This is a genomic window from Nocardia sp. NBC_01377, assembly GCF_045040005.1.
Taxonomy (GTDB): domain Bacteria; phylum Actinomycetota; class Actinomycetes; order Mycobacteriales; family Mycobacteriaceae; genus Nocardia; species Nocardia noduli.
The window spans coordinates 7,312,354-7,328,728 of sequence record NZ_CP109566.1; the positions used below are offsets into that span (position 1 = coordinate 7,312,354).

Here is a 16,375-nt window from a genome sequence, read left to right on the forward strand (position 1 = left end):
GATCTACCAAGATCAATAGATTTCTGTAGAGATTCATTCGCTCGAACACCTACCGGCCGGTAACTTTTCTCCCTACACTCGAATGTGATTCCCGTCACGTTCGAGGAGGAGATCATGACGACAGCGGCGAAGGTCAACGCCACCGAAGAACAGGCACGCGCACTTGTCGAGGAGTCTCGCGAAACGAGCTGGGCCAAACCCTCCTTCGCCAAGGAGATGTTCCTCGGACGGTTCCGACTCGACCTGATCCACCCGTACCCGCACCCCGACGCGGCGGATGCCGCGAAAACCGCCGCCTACCTGGCGCGGCTGCGCCCGTTCTGCGAATCCATCGACGGCGCGGTGATCGAGGAACAGGGACGCATCCCGGACGAATACGTGAAAGGTCTGGCCGAACTCGGCTGCTTCGGGTTGAAGATCCCCGAATCGTATGGCGGACAGGGACTCTCCCAGGTCGGCTACAACCGCGCGCTGATGCTGGTCGGCTGCGCTCACCCCAGCCTCGGCGTGCTGCTGTCCGCCCACCAGTCCATCGGCGTGCCCGAACCGCTGAAACTGGCGGGCACCGACGAACAGAAGGCCGAATTCCTGCCCCGCTGCGCGGCGGGCGCGGTGAGCGCGTTCCTGCTCACCGAACCCGACGTCGGCTCCGACCCGGCCAGGATGGCCAGTACCGCGACACCGACCGAGGACGGCGAAGCCTACGAACTCGACGGCGTGAAGCTGTGGACCACCAACGGCGTCGTCGCGGAACTGCTCGTGGTGATGGCCCGCGTACCCAAGAGCGAAGGGCATCGCGGCGGCATCTCCGCCTTCGTGGTCGAGGCGAGTAGCCCGGGCATCACGGTCGAACGGCGCAACGCGTTCATGGGTCTGCGCGGCATCGAGAACGGCGTCACGCGGATGCACCGGGTCCGGGTGCCCAAGGCCAATCTGATCGGACGCGAGGGCGACGGTCTCAAGATCGCGCTCACCACGTTGAACGCGGGCCGACTCGCCATACCCGCGATGTGCACCGCGGCGGCGAAATGGTCGCTCACGATCTCCAGGCAGTGGAGCGCGGCGCGGGTGCAATGGGGCAGGCCGGTCGGCGAGCACGCCGCGGTCGCCGAGAAGATCTCCTATATCGCCGCGACCACCTACGCCCTGGAAGCGGTGCTCGATCTGTCCGCGACCATGTGCGACGAAGGACGCAACGACATTCGCATCGAAGCGGCGCTGGCCAAACTGTGGGCGAGCGAGATGAGCTGTCGTATCGCCGACGAACTCGTCCAGATCCGCGGCGGACGCGGCTACGAGACCGCGGCCTCGCTGGCGGCGCGTGGCGAACGCGCCGTCGCCGCCGAGCAGATGGTGCGCGATCTGCGCATCAATCGCATATTCGAGGGGTCGAGCGAGATCATGCGACTGCTCGTCGCCCGGGAGATGGCAGACGCGCACATGGCGGCGGCCGGCGCGCTCGTCGAGCGCGACGCCCAGTTCAAGGACAAGGCCAAAGCCGCGGTCGGCGCGGGCGGTTTCTACGCCAAATGGTTCCCGCAGCTGGCGGTGGGCGCGGGTACCGTACCAGCCGGATACGGTGAATTCGGGCCGCTCGCACGGCATCTGCGGTTCGTCGAACGCAGTTCCCGCAAACAGGCGCGCGCCCTGATGTACGCCATGGCGCGCTGGCAGGCCGGTTTGGAATATCGACAGAATTTCCTCGGCCGCATCGTCGATATCGCCGCCGAACTGTTCGCGATGTCGGCGGTATGCGTGCGCGCCGAATCCCAGCGCTCGGCGGGCTCTCCCGACGCGACCGCCGCCGCCGAACTCGCCGACGCGTTCTGCCGCCAATCGCGCCTTCGGGTTCGCGCCCTGTTCGACGCGCTGTGGGACAACACCGACGACGATGACCGCACCGTCGCGCACGGCGTCCTCGACGGTCGATACACCTGGCTGGAGGACGGCATCTTCGATCCGAGCGAGGGGACGGGCCCGTGGATCGCGGAATGGCAGGCCGGACCGTCGACGGAACCGAATCTGCTGCGCCCCTTCCTGGCGAATACCGGCTCACCGGAAGCCGATTCCACAATCTAGCTATTTCTAGGGGATCCGCTCGATTCTCCGATAGACGGCAACGGAACAGCTCCGGCGTCGTTCCGACCGCCTGCCCGTTCCACTATCGGAGAATCTAGAGGAATCTAGTGTCCTGCCTACCGATTCGTAGACAGCCCGAGAGGCGGGGTCCCGCCACGCCGGGGTCGACCGCGCGCGTCGGTTGCGCAACGTGTACATAACGCCTGGTATAGGCAGCTAACGCAACGGAAATCCACACCGACAACCGGGCAAGAACGCTCCGTCCAAGGGTTCATCGCGACAGGAGGCATCATGTCCACGACTATCGCCCGCCGGGCCGCCGATCCCGATGGCCATCGCGTGACCGTTACCGCCGACGACGGCGTCCCGATCTCGGTTCGCCTCTTCGGCGACGACGACGCGGCAGCCACCGTCGTCTTCGTGCACGGACATTGCCTGCGCGCCGAATCCTGGTCCTACCTGCGTGATCACCTGCTGAAGCAGTGGGGCCGAGACACCAGGATGGTGTTCTACGACCACCGCGGTCACGGCGACTCCGGCCTGGCGGACCCGTCGACCTACACCATCGACCAGCTCGGCCACGATCTGGACGCCGTACTGCGCGCGATCGCACCGGCCGGACCGGTGATCCTGGTCGGACATTCGATGGGCGCAATGGTGACACTCGCCTACGCGCGCCTGTTCCCCGAGGCGATCGGCGCCAGGGTCGTCGGGATCGCGTTGATCGCGGGCGCGGCCAACGGCGTCACCGAGGTGGGGCTCGGACGTTTCCTGCACCGCTACGCGGTGAGCACACTCCAGATCGCGGTGGTCCGCGCGCCGCGGGTGATGCAGGTGTCCAAGCGGATGACTCGCCGACTCTTCGAACCGATCGTCCGCGAGGCCCAGTTCGGCACCAGGAAGGTGAATCCCCGCATGGCCGCGGTCGCAACGGCCATGCTGAACGACACGCCCTTGCTCACGATGGCGACTTTCCTGACCTCGCTGATGACCTTCGACGAGACCGCGACGCTGAATCGTCTCGGCGAGATTCCCGCGCTGGTGCTCGCGGGCTCGGCCGATATCGTCGTGCCCTACGCCCACTCGGTGGTCCTCGCTTCGCAATTGGCCAGGTCCGAACTGGTCCGGCTCGACGGCGCGGGCCACAGCGTCATCCTGGAAAGGGCGGAGGAGGTCGCGCTCTCGATCGTCGCGCTGGTCGCGCGGGTGTCCACCGCGATGACCGATCCCGGACCCGAATACGCTGCGGCGGGCTGAGCGTTTCCGGCCGGTCCGGCCCCGGCGCGACCCGCCCCGGCGGGTCGCCCGGTTGCGAGACGCGGAGGGTGGGCGCAGGCTGGTCGACAAGGCCCCCGACGAAGGAGGCAACATTCGAGCAAATATCGGGTTGTGCCGGACACGAGCCCGAACCCGATTCTTTCTGTACTGTGTTGTAGATCACGTTGTGTGGTGGGTCACACGACTCGGTGTAGTGCGCCCCAGGGCAGATCCCTGATCCGGGCGGATATGGCCGGGATCGCATATCCGCCAAGGAACACAGGAGGTAACGATGACACGCAGCGATATCGCTGAGCTACGCTACGCGGTCGGCCAGCTCCGGCAATCGATCGGCGCACTGCGCTCCCACTACGGAGACGCGAAGACCGTGCGCAGGCTGGAGAACGACCTCGAGCGCCTCGCCATCGATGCCGACGAGTTCGAGCAGTCCCCGCCGCCGGAGGTTTCGCATAGGCCCCAGGACACGATTTACGTGCCCGACAGCAAATCCGACGAAGCCGCCTGGATGGGCGCCCAGGACGAAGGTCTGGGATTCCACTCCAGACCCCGCACCAAGTAGCGCCGTGACGGGCGACGCGCAGCGCCCGTCGTCCCGGCGCACGTCGTCACGGACTCAGGCCCGGTGCCTACCGGGCCTGCGCGACGGCCGGATGCCATGGAACCGCGCGCCGCGCGGCGTCTCGACGACCGGGCTCACCTCCGCCGATTCGAACAGCGCGGCGATGCCGTGGTCGCGGCCGAGCGCGATGGCCTCCAGACCGTAACGTCCCTCGATGCGGGACAATTCGTGCAGCATCGTCGTCATGATCCGCAGGCCGGTCGCCCCGACGGGGTGCCCGAGCGCGATGGACGAGCCGTTCACGTTCAGGCGATCACGCGGATCGAGATCCCATTCCATCGCCAAGGCGAGTACTTCCACCGCGAAACCCTCGTTGACCTCGATCAGGTCTATCTCGTCGAGGGTGAATCCGGTGTGGCCGAGCAGTTTCGCGACCGCGGGCGCGGCGCCCAGGGTCGCGGAGTCCGCGTCGCATCCGGCCGCGGCCCAGCCGACGAGGAACGCCATCGGCGTCAGGCCGAGTTCTTCGAGCCGATCCTCCGCGACCACCAGGCAGCCGGACGCGCCGTGCCGATGCGAACTCATATTCCCCACGGTGACGACACCGTCGGACAGCAGCGGGCGCAGTGCCCCGAGGGTATGGGTCGACACATCGTCGCGCACGCCCTCGTCACGCAGGATCCGATGGCCCGCGGTGTCGAATCCCGGTTCGCTCCAGCCGGGGGGCTGGGCGGTCACGCCGACCGGGATCACCTCCGCCGCGAACACGCCCTGCCGCCACGCGCGGGCGGCCTTGCGGTGGCTCGCGACGGCGAATTCGTCGGCCTCGGAGCGCCGGATGCCGTAGTGTCGCGCGATCTCCTCGGCGTTGGCCAATTCCACCGTGCGCACCGAATCGACGGCGAACGGGTCGGCGGCGCATTCCACGCCACCCGCGACCACGACGTCGGCGGCCCCGGTCTGCACCATCATGGCCGCGGTGATCACCGCCTGGAGTCCGCTGCCGCTGCGCCGATCGGTGAGAAATCCCGGCACCGCGAAGGGCAGTCCCGCGCCGCGCGCGGCGAGCCTGCTCAGCTCGGGCGCACCGACAACGCCGCCGTCGACACAGGCCATCGCCACATCTTCGATACGCCACGGATCGATTCCCGAACGTTCGATCACCGCGGAAAGCACTGTCGTGGCCAGCCAATCGGGCGGCATCCCGGTCAGCGCTCCACCTTCGACGCCACTCGGTGTCCGAACCGGTGCCACGATCGCGGCTCTTCTCATCTTGGTGACTCCTTCCCCGGCCGAAGGCAGGGTCCGAAATGCGGCGCTTCCGCGGCTCCCGGCAAACGCGGGCATCGGGCGTGCCCACCCTCGTCCACGCCGCGGCGTGACGGGCATCGGTGCACGTCAAAGGTGAAACTCAAGGAAATGGGACCACGAAATTGTTGCGGTCGTGTGACGCTCCGCAACCGGAAAATCGGACTCCCGGTTCCGTTTTCACCAGGGTCGCTCGAAACATGTTCTGTTTTAGTCGAGTTCGAAATGTCGCGTTCGTCCACCACGTCGCGGGCGGGTATTCGCGGATCGGTCCATGTGGCGTAAATCATAGGTGGCACGGCCCGCCAGGATTCGCAAGACCCCGCTCAATCGATAGCGCACGTGTCGTATGGTGCTCAGCATCACATTCGATCGCGGAGGGAATGATGACCACCCGCACAGCAGATCAGCGAGGCATCCACCTGTGAGTGCCGCACCGACAGCCACCCCCGCCACTCCCGAAGCCCCACGGCCGGGAACCGGCGTCTTCGGAAAGACCCGCGCCCGCATCTCCGAGCGCACCCTGCGCACCGACCGATGGTGGATCCCACCCCTGGTCACCGCCGTCGGCCTCGGCGCCTTCGTCATCTACGCGACGATCAGATCGTATGTGCGGACGGCGTATTGGGTGGCCGAGTACCACTACCTGACGCCGTTCTACTCACCGTGCCTGAGCACCTCGTGCGAACCGGGGTCATCGCATTTCGGCACCCCGTTCGGCGACCTCCCCGTCATCCTGCCGCTCGGCTTCGTGGTGCTGCCGTTCCTGCTCGGATTCCGGCTCACCTGCTACTACTACCGCAAGGCCTACTACCGCGCGGTCTGGTTCTCCCCGCCCGCGTGCGCAGTCGCCGAACCGCACGCGCGCTACACCGGCGAGACCAAACTGCCGCTGATCATCCAGAACGCGCATCGCTACTTCTTCTACGTCGCGGTCGTGGTCTCGCTGATCAACACCTACGACGCCATCTCCGCGTTCCACGGCAAGACCGGCGGATTCGGATTCGGCCTCGGCAATATCGTCCTGCTCGTCAACGTCATCCTGCTCTGGGCCTACACCGTGTCCTGCCATTCGTGCAGGCACATCATGGGCGGCAAACTCAAGAATTTCTCCGCGCATCCGGTGCGGTACTGGTTCTGGACCCAGGTCTCCAAACTCAACACCCGCCATATGGCGCTGGCGTGGACCACGCTCGGCACGCTCGTGCTCACCGACTTCTACGTGATGTTGGTTGCCAGCGACACGATTTCGGACCTGCGGTTCATCAACTGACCCGCGCCCGCCAGTAACCAAGAAGTCAGAGGAGAGTTCGCGGCAATGCCAGAAGTGGAACGGCACAAATACGACGTCGTCGTCATCGGTGCCGGAGGCGCCGGACTGCGCGCGGTGATCGAAGCGAGAGAACACGGCCTTTCGGTCGCGGTGGTGTGCAAATCCCTGTTCGGCAAGGCGCATACCGTGATGGCCGAGGGCGGCTGCGCCGCGTCGATGGGAAACGCCAACGAGAAGGACAGTTGGCAAACCCATTTCAAGGACACCATGCGCGGTGGCAAATTCCTCAACAACTGGCGCATGGCCGAACTGCACGCGCAGGAGGCGCCGGACCGGGTCTGGGAACTGGAGACCTACGGCGCGCTCTTCGACCGGACCGCCGACGGCCGCATCAGCCAGCGCAATTTCGGCGGCCACACCTACCCTCGCCTCGCGCACGTCGGCGACCGGACCGGACTCGAGATCATCCGCACCATGCAGCAGAAGATCGTCTCGCTGCAACAGGAGGATTTCGCCGAATCCGGTGATTACGAGTCGCGTATCAAGGTTTTCGCCGAATGCACCATCACCGAACTGCTCAAGGACGGCGACCGGATCTCCGGCGCGTTCGGCTACTGGCGGGAATCGGGCAAATTCATCCTGTTCGAAACCCCCGCGGTGGTGCTGGCGACCGGCGGTATCGGCAAGTCCTACAAGGTGACCTCCAATTCCTGGGAGTACACCGGCGACGGTCACGCCCTCGCGCTGCGAGCGGGCGCCACGTTGATCAATATGGAATTCCTGCAATTCCATCCGACCGGCATGGTCTGGCCGCCCAGCGTGAAGGGGATCCTGGTCACCGAGGGCGTACGCGGTGACGGTGGGGTGCTCAAGAACACCGAGGGCAAGCGGTTCATGTTCGAGTACATCCCCACGGTGTTCAAGGGGCAGTACGCGGAGACCGAGACCGAGGCCGACCAGTGGCTGAAGGATAACGACTCGGCCCGGCGCACCCCCGATCTACTGCCACGTGACGAAGTGGCCCGCGCCATCAACTCCGAGGTGAAGGAGGGGCGCGGCACCGAACACGGCGGTGTCTACCTCGATATCGCCTCGCGGTTGCCCGCCGAGGAGATCCGCAGGCGGCTGCCGTCGATGTACCACCAGTTCAAGGAACTGGCCGATGTCGACATCACGAAGGAGCCGATGGAAGTCGGTCCGACCTGTCACTACGTGATGGGCGGTATCGAGGTCGCGCCGGATACCGGGGCGGCCACCGTGCCCGGCCTCTTCGCGGCGGGCGAATGTTCCGGCGGTATGCACGGTTCCAATCGTCTCGGCGGCAATTCGCTGTCGGACCTGCTGGTCTTCGGCAGGCGGGCCGGACTCGGCGCCGCCACCTACATCGAGGGACTGCCCGCACGGCCCGCGGTCGCCGACGCCGATGTCGACCGGGCCGCGCGCGACGCGGTCGCACCGTTCGATCCGCCCCCGGGCGGCGCGGGCGAGAATCCGTACACCCTGCACACCGATCTGCAACAGGCGATGAACGACCTGGTCGGCATCATCCGCAAGGACCACGAACTGCACCGGGCCATCGAGCGGCTCGCCGAACTGCGGCAACGTTTCGCGGGCGTGCAGGTCGAGGGACACCGGCAGTTCAATCCAGGCTGGCACCTCGCCCTGGATCTGCGGAACATGCTGCTCGTCAGCGATTGCGTCGCCCAGGCCGCGCTGCTGCGCACCGAGAGCCGGGGCGGACACACCCGCGACGATTTCCCCGGGATGGATCCGGTCTGGCGCAACAAGTTGCTCGTCTGTTCCATCGACCCGGCCGAAGCCGCCGAAACGGTGCCGTCGGTGCGGGTCACCCCGGAGGATCAGACTCCGATGCGCGAGGATCTGCTCGCGCTGTTCGATCTGTCCGAACTGGAGAAGTACTACAACCCCGCCGAACTCGCGACACACCCGTCCGGTTCGGTCTCTGCCACGGAAGGTGAGGCGTAACGATGGGTTACGACGCCAAATTCCGCGTGTGGCGCGGTGACGAAGATGGTGGCGAACTACAGGATTTCACCGTCGAGGTGAACGAGGGCGAAGTGGTCCTCGACATCATCCACCGGCTACAGGCCACCCAGACACCGGATCTCGCCGTGCGATGGAACTGTAAGGCGGGCAAATGCGGTTCCTGTTCGGCGGAGGTGAACGGGCGACCGCGGCTGCTGTGCATGACGCGGATGTCGACCTTCCAGCCGGACGAACTGGTCACCGTGACGCCGATGCGCACCTTCCCGGTGATCAGGGATCTCGTGACCGATGTCTCCTTCAACTACCAGAAGGCCAGGGAGATACCGTCTTTCACACCCCCCGACGATCTGAAACCGGGCGACTACCGGATGAAACAGGTCGATGTGGAGCGCTCGCAGGAATTCCGCAAATGCATCGAATGCTTCCTGTGCCAGAACACCTGTCACGTGGTTCGCGATCACGACGAGAACAAGGAAGCCTTCGCCGGGCCGCGTTTCCTCATGCGCATCGCGGAACTGGAAATGCATCCCCTCGATGTCGCCGACCGTCGCGATCTGGCCCAAGACGAGCAGGGGCTCGGTTTCTGCAATATCACCAAATGCTGCACCGAGGTATGCCCGGAACATATCGCGATCACCGATAACGCGTTGATCCCACTCAAGGAGCGCGTCGCCGACCGGAAGTACGACCCCCTGGTCTGGCTCGGCAACAAACTCTTCCGCCGCTGAGATGTACGACAACCGGCCGGGTTTCACAGCCCGGCCGGTCGGCGCACCCATTCACAACATCGCCACTACACCGATGGCGACCACCCACACCAGCACCCCGACGAACAACGCCGGCAACAACGAGCTGGTGAGCACGTAGACGCCGATCGATGACACCGCGAACAGCAGCGCGACGATCAGCCATTCCACCCAATCGCCAGGCCGAAGTTTCTTGTACCGGGGCGGGGCATTCTTTAACCCTCGGTCCACATGAGTGGGCTACCCGACCACGGGCGCGATAAACGCCCGTTCGTTGTCGAATCTGCGCTGTTTCGTGATCTTTCGGCCCCCGGACGGCGACTCCCTACGCCGCCCGGGGGCCGTCGAATCAGGGGCGGTCGAACTCGCCGTCCTGCACTCCGGCCGTGAAGGCGGCCCACTCACCGGGGGTGAACACCAGCACGTGACCGTCGGGGTCCTTGCCGTTGCGCAGCCCCACGTGTCCGTCGGCTAGCAACGCCACCTCCACGCTGTCGCGGCCGGGGCTGTCACCCGCTTTCAGCCAGGTGGCGCCGTCGAGATCGACGTTCGTGCGGCCGTTGACGCTCATCTGCCCAATTCCTTCCGCACCGGTGCCGGATTCACGAACGATCGAAGACGCCACCGGTCACCCGGGCGGTGAACGCGTCCCATTCGCGCGGGGGGAAGACCAGGACCCCGCCGCCCGGATTCTTGCTGTCGCGCACACCGACGTGGTCCGCGTCGAGGAAGGCCACCTCGACGCAATCCTTGCCCGCACCGCTGCGGGTGCTCTTGAACCACCGCGCGCCGACCAGATCGAAACTCATGCCACATACTCCTTCGCGACCTGCCGTAGCAGGTGTCTACTGGGTTGAATATCGAGCGCATGACGCTGAAGACACTCGTGTGCCCGGTCGTACCGCCGCACATCGGCGTGTCTTTCGAGATAGAGATCCCCGGTGAAACCCTCCGCGTACACCACAGGCGGCTCCACCGGGTGTCCCTTGCCATCGGTTCCGAATTCCAGAACCGTGAACGGTCCGGTGGAGACTCCGAGCGGGACACCGGCCGCGAACGGCAGGATACGCAGGCCGACATTGTCCCGTGTGCCGAAATCGGCAAGGTGTCGTAGCTGCGCCGCCATCACTTTCGCGCCACCGACCACCCGGTGCAGCACCGACTCGTGCAGGACCACCTCGACCGTGGCCGGCGCGACCCTGCGGGTGATGAGCGCTTGGCGCTGCATGCGCAGCGCGACCCTGCGTTCGATCTCGTCTTCCGTATCGTCCGGGTAGCCAAGATGATTCAGGGCTCGAGCATACTCAGCGGTCTGTAGTAAACCGAGCACCAATTCGGACTGGTAGGAGGTCAATTTCTGCGCGGAAGCTTCCAGACCTACGTATACATCGAAGTTTTCGGGGATCAGGTCGCCGTACGCGTGCCACCAGCTCTTCACCGCCGCTTGCTGGGCCAGACCCTTGAGACCGTCGACGAGTTCGTCGGGCATCCCGTAGATCCGGCACAGCTCCTGGATGTCGATGGTCCGAATACGGTCGGCCTGGCCTTTTTCCAGCCGCTGCAACGTGCTCGCGCCCCATTCCATCAGGCGCGACGCCTCGGCGATGGTCAGTCCGGCCTGGGTGCGCCAATCGCGTAGGTATCTGCCCAGCTGGCGGCGCGGTAGGGTGGAGGCGGCGTTGTCGGCGCCGGTATGCGAGCGATGCCCGCCTCCGGTGACTCGTTCCGAATGTGCCGAGGTTTCTGCCGAACTCGCTGACACAGCACGCTCCGTTCTGTGCTCGGACTCGCGCGAAACGACGGCACCACGGTCCCACGAGCTCGGTTTCGTCGTCACTTCGCTTGGGCAATAAATTCTCGAGGATGATCGGGCTCTCGAGAGTTACAGCATTCTCGAGGATGATCGGGCTCTCGAAAGTCACGGCCCGGCTGGTCGGCTGCCTCCGCTTCGGCGATATCCGCGTCAGCAACTTCGGCCGGGAGCAACTTCATCCACCGTGGAGAATCCTGCCCTCCCCACCGGTTTTCGTGCTGGGGTTTCGCTCGAAAATTTTCGGATATCGGCAGACACCCGATCCGAGGGGGCTCACGGTGGTGTGCTGAATGTGTGCCCGGAGCCGATCAGACGGTCCCCTCCCCCCTGTGAAACCTCCGGGCACGCACCGAATTCGATGACGGAGGCCCCGCGCGATCCGCTCGATCACGCGAGGTCGACGTCTCCGGGCGCGTCACGAGCGCCGCGGGACTCACACGCAGGAACGAGGAGTCATGGCTGTACATGTCATTGCGTCGTCGTTGATGACCAGCGATTCGACCCCGCACCGCGCTCGCAGCGTCGGGCACGAGCGCTGGGTGGTCTCCTACCTACCCGGGCGCACACTGACGTGCGCGCAGGCCGTGTCCGCCCTGAAGGTTGCCGAGGTTGTGCCGGACCTACTCGACTCGGTCGGCGAGCTGGCCGATCAGGTCGGCCTCACCGCGTTGGAAGCCGTGGGCATGGCCATTCACCAGGCGCCGTGGGACGAACTCCCGCACCCGCGCGGTACCTACCCGACATCGCATTCGACCTACATCCCGGCGGAGGTGGCGTGATGCAACTGCCGAACTTCAATATGCCCGTCACCTCGTTCCTCACCTGCGGACGCGATCCCGGCGTGATGACCGACGAACAGGCCCACGCGGCAATGCAATTGCACCTGGATTGCACGGTCGACCGCTGCATGGTCCGACGTCGCGCCCGCACCACTCTCGTCGAATCCGGCAAATGCGTCCTCGACGAAAGGGCGCTTCCGCTCTGAACAGGCTGCGCGGGGCCGCACCACCGCGGCCCCTACGCGCAGGACGGATCGAGTCGGCGCAGGTCAATGCCAGGTGTGATCGGTCAGTGGGGTGCGGGGGGCGAATTTGGGTTTGTGCGCGTAGCCGCTGATCTCCAGCAGCCGAATGGCGCGGTAGCGGTGGGGGCGAAGGGGTTCGAGGTATTCGATCATCGCGGCGTTGTCGATCGGACGCCCGATCAACGTCCATCCGACGATGGCGGCCAGGTGGTAGTCACCGACCGAGAGAGCGTCCGCGTCACCGTAGGCGCGCTGGGCCGTCTCGGCCGCCGTCCAGACCCCGATACCGGGGAGGGTCCGCAGCATGCGCGCGGCCTCGGCCGGACTCCGGACGGCGGTGCGTTCGAGCGAATCCGCGACGCGGGCGGCGGCGACGATGGTCCTGGCCCGTTCCGGGCCGACATTGGCCTTGTGGAATGTCCACGACGGGATCCGACGCCAGGTCTGCCCGTCGGGCGGAAGCAGTAGTCCGGCCGGGGCGGGACCGGGCGCGGGGGTGCCGAATTTCCGCACGAGGGTCCGCCACGAGGCGCGCGCCGAGATCGTGTGCACCTTCTGTTCGAGCACCGCGGGTACCAGGGCTTCGAAGACCAGGCCCGTCCGCAGCATGCGCAGACCGGGGAAGCGGCGGTGCGCGTCGGCGAGTTTCGGGTGTTCGGGGGCGAATCCGGAGACATCCTCGTCCAGACAGAGCATGTGCTCCAGCCCGTCGAGAAATTCGACGGCGCCCGGACCCCAGGCCCGGGCGTCCACCCCGCACGGACCGGCTTGGGCCAATCGGTAGGTCACGGGGCCGGACGGCATGCGCGACGCGTGCCAGTGCGCGCCGTCGGCGGTCACGCGGTGGCAAGGGTCGCCGGTGCCGCGACGCAGCGGGGCGAGCGTCGGATCGAGATCGATCGGCCGGTCCGCAATCACCGTCCGGGACGAGCCGGGGTGGCTCGTGTCCGGGATTGCCGTCGATTCGCGCACCGCACCATTGTGCTCGCCCCGTCACCGCGATCGGCGTCGACCCGGCGTTCTCCCGAGGACATCGGGTCACCGGATCGCCCACCGCGCCGGGGCGTCGCGGACATCGGCGTCGTTCCCGCCGGATTGACCGGATATGTCGCGATAGGTATTCGACATAATCGCCGATCTACGCCGCCTGTAACACGCCAATTTCATCAGGCGATAATTCTTTCGACGATTCCTTAGAATCAGCGAACATACAGCAATAGCCGTGATGGAAGGGCGACATGATCACGAATCTTCTCAATGCGCTTCTCAACGCCTGGGGTGGCGTATTCGCCGGTAGCTCGGGTTACCAGATTCCGCCCGGCATGTTCCCATCCGGCAGCTGAGGCGATACTCGCACGCGCTCGCATTTCAGCGCGGCAGTACTGGAATCTGCCACCCGAGCTCGAATCATGCTTCTTTCGTGAGGAACTCGACCATGTGATGGCTTTCGCGGGCGGCGAGTTGCGACGCCTGGGTGCGGCAGGAGAATCCGTCCGCGAGGAGTAGCGATTCCGATCCCGCACTTCGCACGGCGGGCAGCAGACCATTCTCGGCCACCGCGACAGAGATGTCGTAATGGCCGGACTGCATACCGAAATTTCCGGCAAGACCACAGCATCCGGTGATCTCGAGCACCTTTACCTGCATTGCGGCTAATATTCGGCGATCGGCTTCGAAGCCCAACACGGCATGTTGATGGCAATGCGGTTGCACCACGACCGACAGGTCCGAACGCACCGGCGGTCGCCAGTCGGAATGGTCACCGAGGAATTCGGCCATGGTGCGCACGGCGGCCGCCGTCGCCTGCGCGCGCGGATCCTCGGGCAACAGTTGCGGCAGATCCGCACGCAGTACCGCCGTGCACGAGGGTTCCAGCCCGACCACGAGCCCTCCCGCGCGGACATGCTCGTCGACGGCGTCGAGGGTCGCGCGCAGCCGAGCGCGCGCACCGTCCAACTGCCCGGTGCTGATCCAGGTCAGTCCGCAGCACACCCTCGCGCGCGGCACCACGACCCGGTAGCCGAGCGATTCCACCAGCCGCACGGCGGCCACCGCGATCTGTGGATCGAAGGCATCGGTGAAGGTATCGATCCAGAGCATGACCTCGGGGCCGTCCGCGCGCTCGGCCGGTCGCCGCGCCCGCCATATCCGGCGGAAGCTGCGTTCGGCGAGAACCGGGACCGCCCGTCGCGGGTCCATCCCCGCCGCCCGCAAACCGGTGCGACGCAGGCGGTCGGATCGCGCGAGCGCGTTCGCCAGGCGGGGTACCCGGGTCGCGACTCGCAACCACCGGGGCAGCCACCCCAGCGTGTAGTGGTCGACGGGTCGAGGACGTCGCCGGTAGCGGCGGTACAGCGCTTCCGATTTATAGGTCGCGACATCGACGCCCGCCGGACAGTCGGTCCCGCACGCCTTGCAGGACAGGCACAGATCCAGCGATTCGGCGACCGCCTCCGACGTCCAGTCGAGCGCGCCGCGCGCCACCTCCTGGAGCACCCGCGCCCGGCCCCTGGTGCTGTCCTTCTCGTCGGCGGTGGCCTGATACGACGGGCACATGAATCCGCCCTCGGCCCGGCATTTCCCGACGCCGACGCAGCGGTGCACAGCCGTGCCGAAATCGCCGTCGTCCTCGGGGAAGGCGAAGCCCGCGAGCGGAATTCGCGGGAGTCCCGCCGCACGCAGGTCGGCGTCGACCGGGCGCGGATCGACGAGGACACCCGGATTCAACAGATTCTCCGGATCGAAAAGTGCCTTGTAAACGGCGAATACGTCGAGCACCTCGCGGGAGTACATGACCTCGAGCAGTTCCGAACGCGCCCGCCCGTCACCGTGTTCACCCGACAGCGAGCCGCCGTAGCGTACAACCAGTTCGGCCGCGTCGAAGAGGAAGGCGCGGAACCGTTGCGGCGCGCCGACGATCGGCAGGTCGAGACGGACGTGGATGCAGCCGTCGCCGATATGGCCGTACAGCAACCCGTCGACGTCGTGCGCCGCGGTGAGGTCGGCGAAATCCCGCAGGTAGTCACCGAGCCGTTCGGGGGGCACCGCCGCGTCCTCCCACCCCGGCCAGGCCGGACTCCCGTCGGGTGTGCGCCCGGCCAGCCCGGCGCCGTCGGCCCGGATCCGCCAGAGTGCCACCGCCTCCGCGGGATCGGTGACGACGCGCGAGTCCAGCGCGTCGACCGCGCGGACCAGCGCGCGTGCCGCCGCCAATGCCCGCGCTTCGGAATCACCCGCCGTCTCGACGAAAAGCCAACCGCCGCCGCGCGGGAGTTCGGGCACGCTGCCTTGGCGAGCGCGCACCACATCGACGAGTCGCGCGTCGATCCCTTCGACCGCGATCGGGGCGCAGGCCATCACCGCCGCGACATCGTCGGCGGCAGCGGCGATTCCGGGATAGCCGAGCACCGTCAGCACCGTGGCCGCGGGTACCGGCGCCAGTTCGACGGTCGCCTCCAGCAGCAGTCCGCAGGTGCCCTCGGTACCGACGAAGGATCTCGCGACCGCCGAACCACGTTCGGGCAGTAGATGTTCCAGTCCGTAGCCCGATGCCTGCCGGTCGAAACGACCGAGGTCGGTGCGGAGGACCGCCAGGTTGGCACGGGTGAATTCCGGGAGACCGGGAACCGCCGACGGATCGCACCCGAGGGTTCGCGCCGCGCCGGTGCCGTCGAGTATCCGCAGTTCGGCGACATTGTCGGAGGTGCGTCCCCAGGCGACGGCGTGCGGCCCGCAGGCGTTGTTACCGATCATGCCGCCGAGTGTGCAGCGGTTCTGGGTGGAGGGATCGGGACCGAATCGCAGACCGTGCGGGCGGGCCAGCCGTTGCAGATCCGACAGCACCACCCCCGGCTGGACCCGCGCCAGCCGCCGTTGCGGATCGACCTCGAGGATGCGGCGCATATATCTGCTGAAATCCAGGACGAGGCCGGGGCCGATCGCATTGCCCGCCACCGAGGTTCCGCCGCCACGCGCGGTGACGGTGAGCCCGTTCTCGCGAGCGAATTCGAGGGTGGCCGCGACATCGCCGTCGGCGTGCGGGAAGACGACGGCCGTGGGCAGCACGCGATAGTTCGACGCGTCGGTCGAGTATTCGGCGCGACGGCGCGCGGACAGATCCACCTCGCCGTCGACACGACCGCGCAATGCCAGCACCATCCCGTCGTCGATCACCCTGCCAGCCTAAACGCGCTGTTCAGCCCGCGTGGATTTCGCCGTCGGCGGAAATCCGCTCCGACCGGGGAAATCAGCTTGCTCTGAACCTATGTTGAGGTCTTAATGTCGGAGG

15 protein-coding genes are annotated in these 16,375 nt (G+C 66.3%); 8 read left to right on the plus strand and 7 right to left on the minus strand.

The features are described from left to right. The first annotated feature begins 114 nt into the window (after positions 1 to 114). The 3 genes from OG225_RS33725 to OG225_RS33735 all read left to right on the plus strand — a co-directional run bounded on the left by OG225_RS33725 (position 115) and on the right by OG225_RS33735 (position 3,916). Complete coding sequence (locus tag OG225_RS33725; RefSeq protein ID WP_405178854.1) at positions 115 to 2,079, plus strand: acyl-CoA dehydrogenase family protein; 1,965 nt, start codon at positions 115 to 117, stop codon at positions 2,077 to 2,079. Between the two features lie 291 nt (positions 2,080 to 2,370). Continuing rightward, positions 2,371 to 3,336, plus strand: a complete 966-nt coding sequence (locus OG225_RS33730) for an alpha/beta fold hydrolase (protein ID WP_405178855.1) — start codon at positions 2,371 to 2,373, stop codon at positions 3,334 to 3,336. A 292-nt stretch (positions 3,337 to 3,628) separates the two neighbouring features. After that, positions 3,629 to 3,916: a hypothetical protein gene (locus OG225_RS33735; RefSeq protein WP_109523247.1), complete on the plus strand. Its 288-nt coding sequence runs from the start codon at positions 3,629 to 3,631 to the stop codon at positions 3,914 to 3,916. A 54-nt stretch (positions 3,917 to 3,970) separates the two neighbouring features. On the opposite strand, the gene OG225_RS33740 is transcribed toward OG225_RS33735, so the two are convergent. Then, entirely contained in the window at positions 3,971 to 5,188 is a 1,218-nt protein-coding gene (locus OG225_RS33740; protein WP_405178856.1) for an acetyl-CoA acetyltransferase, read from the minus strand. A gap of 460 nt (positions 5,189 to 5,648) precedes the next feature. On the opposite strand from OG225_RS33740, the gene OG225_RS33745 reads away from it, so the two are divergent. Genes OG225_RS33745 through OG225_RS33755 form a run of 3 tightly spaced genes read left to right on the plus strand, consistent with a single transcriptional unit; the run spans position 5,649 to position 9,232 of the window. After that, complete coding sequence (locus OG225_RS33745) at positions 5,649 to 6,497, plus strand: hypothetical protein (RefSeq protein ID WP_216914982.1); 849 nt, start codon at positions 5,649 to 5,651, stop codon at positions 6,495 to 6,497. A gap of 45 nt (positions 6,498 to 6,542) precedes the next feature. After that, positions 6,543 to 8,483: a fumarate reductase/succinate dehydrogenase flavoprotein subunit gene (locus OG225_RS33750; protein ID WP_405178857.1), complete on the plus strand. Its 1,941-nt coding sequence runs from the start codon at positions 6,543 to 6,545 to the stop codon at positions 8,481 to 8,483. Positions 8,484 to 8,485: 2 nt separating this feature from the next. Further along, positions 8,486 to 9,232, plus strand: a complete 747-nt coding sequence (locus OG225_RS33755) for a succinate dehydrogenase/fumarate reductase iron-sulfur subunit (RefSeq protein WP_405178858.1) — start codon at positions 8,486 to 8,488, stop codon at positions 9,230 to 9,232. Positions 9,233 to 9,283: 51 nt separating this feature from the next. Here the strand turns inward: OG225_RS33755 and OG225_RS33760 are convergent, their stop codons facing one another. The 4 genes from OG225_RS33760 to OG225_RS33775 all read right to left on the minus strand — a co-directional run bounded on the left by OG225_RS33760 (position 9,284) and on the right by OG225_RS33775 (position 10,901). Further along, a complete protein-coding gene (locus tag OG225_RS33760; RefSeq protein ID WP_232839452.1) occupies positions 9,284 to 9,421 on the minus strand; it encodes a hypothetical protein in 138 nt (45 codons plus the stop codon). A 178-nt stretch (positions 9,422 to 9,599) separates the two neighbouring features. Next, positions 9,600 to 9,821: a DUF397 domain-containing protein gene (locus tag OG225_RS33765; protein ID WP_405178859.1), complete on the minus strand. Its 222-nt coding sequence runs from the start codon at positions 9,819 to 9,821 to the stop codon at positions 9,600 to 9,602. Positions 9,822 to 9,852: 31 nt separating this feature from the next. Next, entirely contained in the window at positions 9,853 to 10,059 is a 207-nt protein-coding gene (locus OG225_RS33770; RefSeq protein WP_405178860.1) for a DUF397 domain-containing protein, read from the minus strand. Beyond that, positions 10,056 to 10,901, minus strand: a complete 846-nt coding sequence (locus OG225_RS33775; RefSeq protein WP_405183459.1) for a helix-turn-helix domain-containing protein — start codon at positions 10,899 to 10,901, stop codon at positions 10,056 to 10,058. The genes OG225_RS33770 and OG225_RS33775 overlap by 4 nt, the downstream gene beginning before the upstream one ends. A 617-nt stretch (positions 10,902 to 11,518) precedes the next feature. Between OG225_RS33775 and OG225_RS33780 the strand changes: the two genes are divergently transcribed. Continuing rightward, complete coding sequence (locus tag OG225_RS33780; RefSeq protein WP_254190459.1) at positions 11,519 to 11,842, plus strand: hypothetical protein; 324 nt, start codon at positions 11,519 to 11,521, stop codon at positions 11,840 to 11,842. Next, complete coding sequence (locus tag OG225_RS33785) at positions 11,842 to 12,048, plus strand: hypothetical protein (protein ID WP_109522992.1); 207 nt, start codon at positions 11,842 to 11,844, stop codon at positions 12,046 to 12,048. Before OG225_RS33780 ends, OG225_RS33785 begins: the two co-directional genes overlap by 1 nt. A 63-nt stretch (positions 12,049 to 12,111) precedes the next feature. Here the strand turns inward: OG225_RS33785 and OG225_RS33790 are convergent, their stop codons facing one another. Next, the gene (locus tag OG225_RS33790) at positions 12,112 to 13,059 is read right to left on the minus strand and encodes a DNA-3-methyladenine glycosylase family protein (RefSeq protein ID WP_405178861.1); all 948 of its coding nucleotides are present in this window, start codon (positions 13,057 to 13,059) and stop codon (positions 12,112 to 12,114) included. Positions 13,060 to 13,494: 435 nt separating this feature from the next. After that, complete coding sequence (locus tag OG225_RS33795; RefSeq protein ID WP_405183460.1) at positions 13,495 to 16,245, minus strand: FAD-binding and (Fe-S)-binding domain-containing protein; 2,751 nt, start codon at positions 16,243 to 16,245, stop codon at positions 13,495 to 13,497. Between the last annotated feature and the right edge of the window lie 130 nt (positions 16,246 to 16,375).

Bases quoted from the DNA above. Each gene is read 5' to 3' on its own strand.
- OG225_RS33725 (WP_405178854.1), top strand. From the start codon at position 115: ATGACGACAGCGGCGAAGGTCAACGCCACCGAAGAACAGGCACGCGCA.
- OG225_RS33730 (WP_405178855.1), top strand. From the start codon at position 2,371: ATGTCCACGACTATCGCCCGCCGGGCCGCCGATCCCGATGGCCATCGC.
- OG225_RS33735 (WP_109523247.1), top strand. From the start codon at position 3,629: ATGACACGCAGCGATATCGCTGAGCTACGCTACGCGGTCGGCCAGCTC.
- OG225_RS33740 (WP_405178856.1), bottom strand. From the start codon at position 5,188: ATGAGAAGAGCCGCGATCGTGGCACCGGTTCGGACACCGAGTGGCGTC.
- OG225_RS33750 (WP_405178857.1), top strand. From the start codon at position 6,543: ATGCCAGAAGTGGAACGGCACAAATACGACGTCGTCGTCATCGGTGCC.
- OG225_RS33755 (WP_405178858.1), top strand. From the start codon at position 8,486: ATGGGTTACGACGCCAAATTCCGCGTGTGGCGCGGTGACGAAGATGGT.
- OG225_RS33765 (WP_405178859.1), bottom strand. From the start codon at position 9,821: ATGAGCGTCAACGGCCGCACGAACGTCGATCTCGACGGCGCCACCTGG.
- OG225_RS33770 (WP_405178860.1), bottom strand. From the start codon at position 10,059: ATGAGTTTCGATCTGGTCGGCGCGCGGTGGTTCAAGAGCACCCGCAGC.
- OG225_RS33780 (WP_254190459.1), top strand. From the start codon at position 11,519: ATGGCTGTACATGTCATTGCGTCGTCGTTGATGACCAGCGATTCGACC.
- OG225_RS33785 (WP_109522992.1), top strand. From the start codon at position 11,842: ATGCAACTGCCGAACTTCAATATGCCCGTCACCTCGTTCCTCACCTGC.
- OG225_RS33795 (WP_405183460.1), bottom strand. From the start codon at position 16,245: ATGGTGCTGGCATTGCGCGGTCGTGTCGACGGCGAGGTGGATCTGTCC.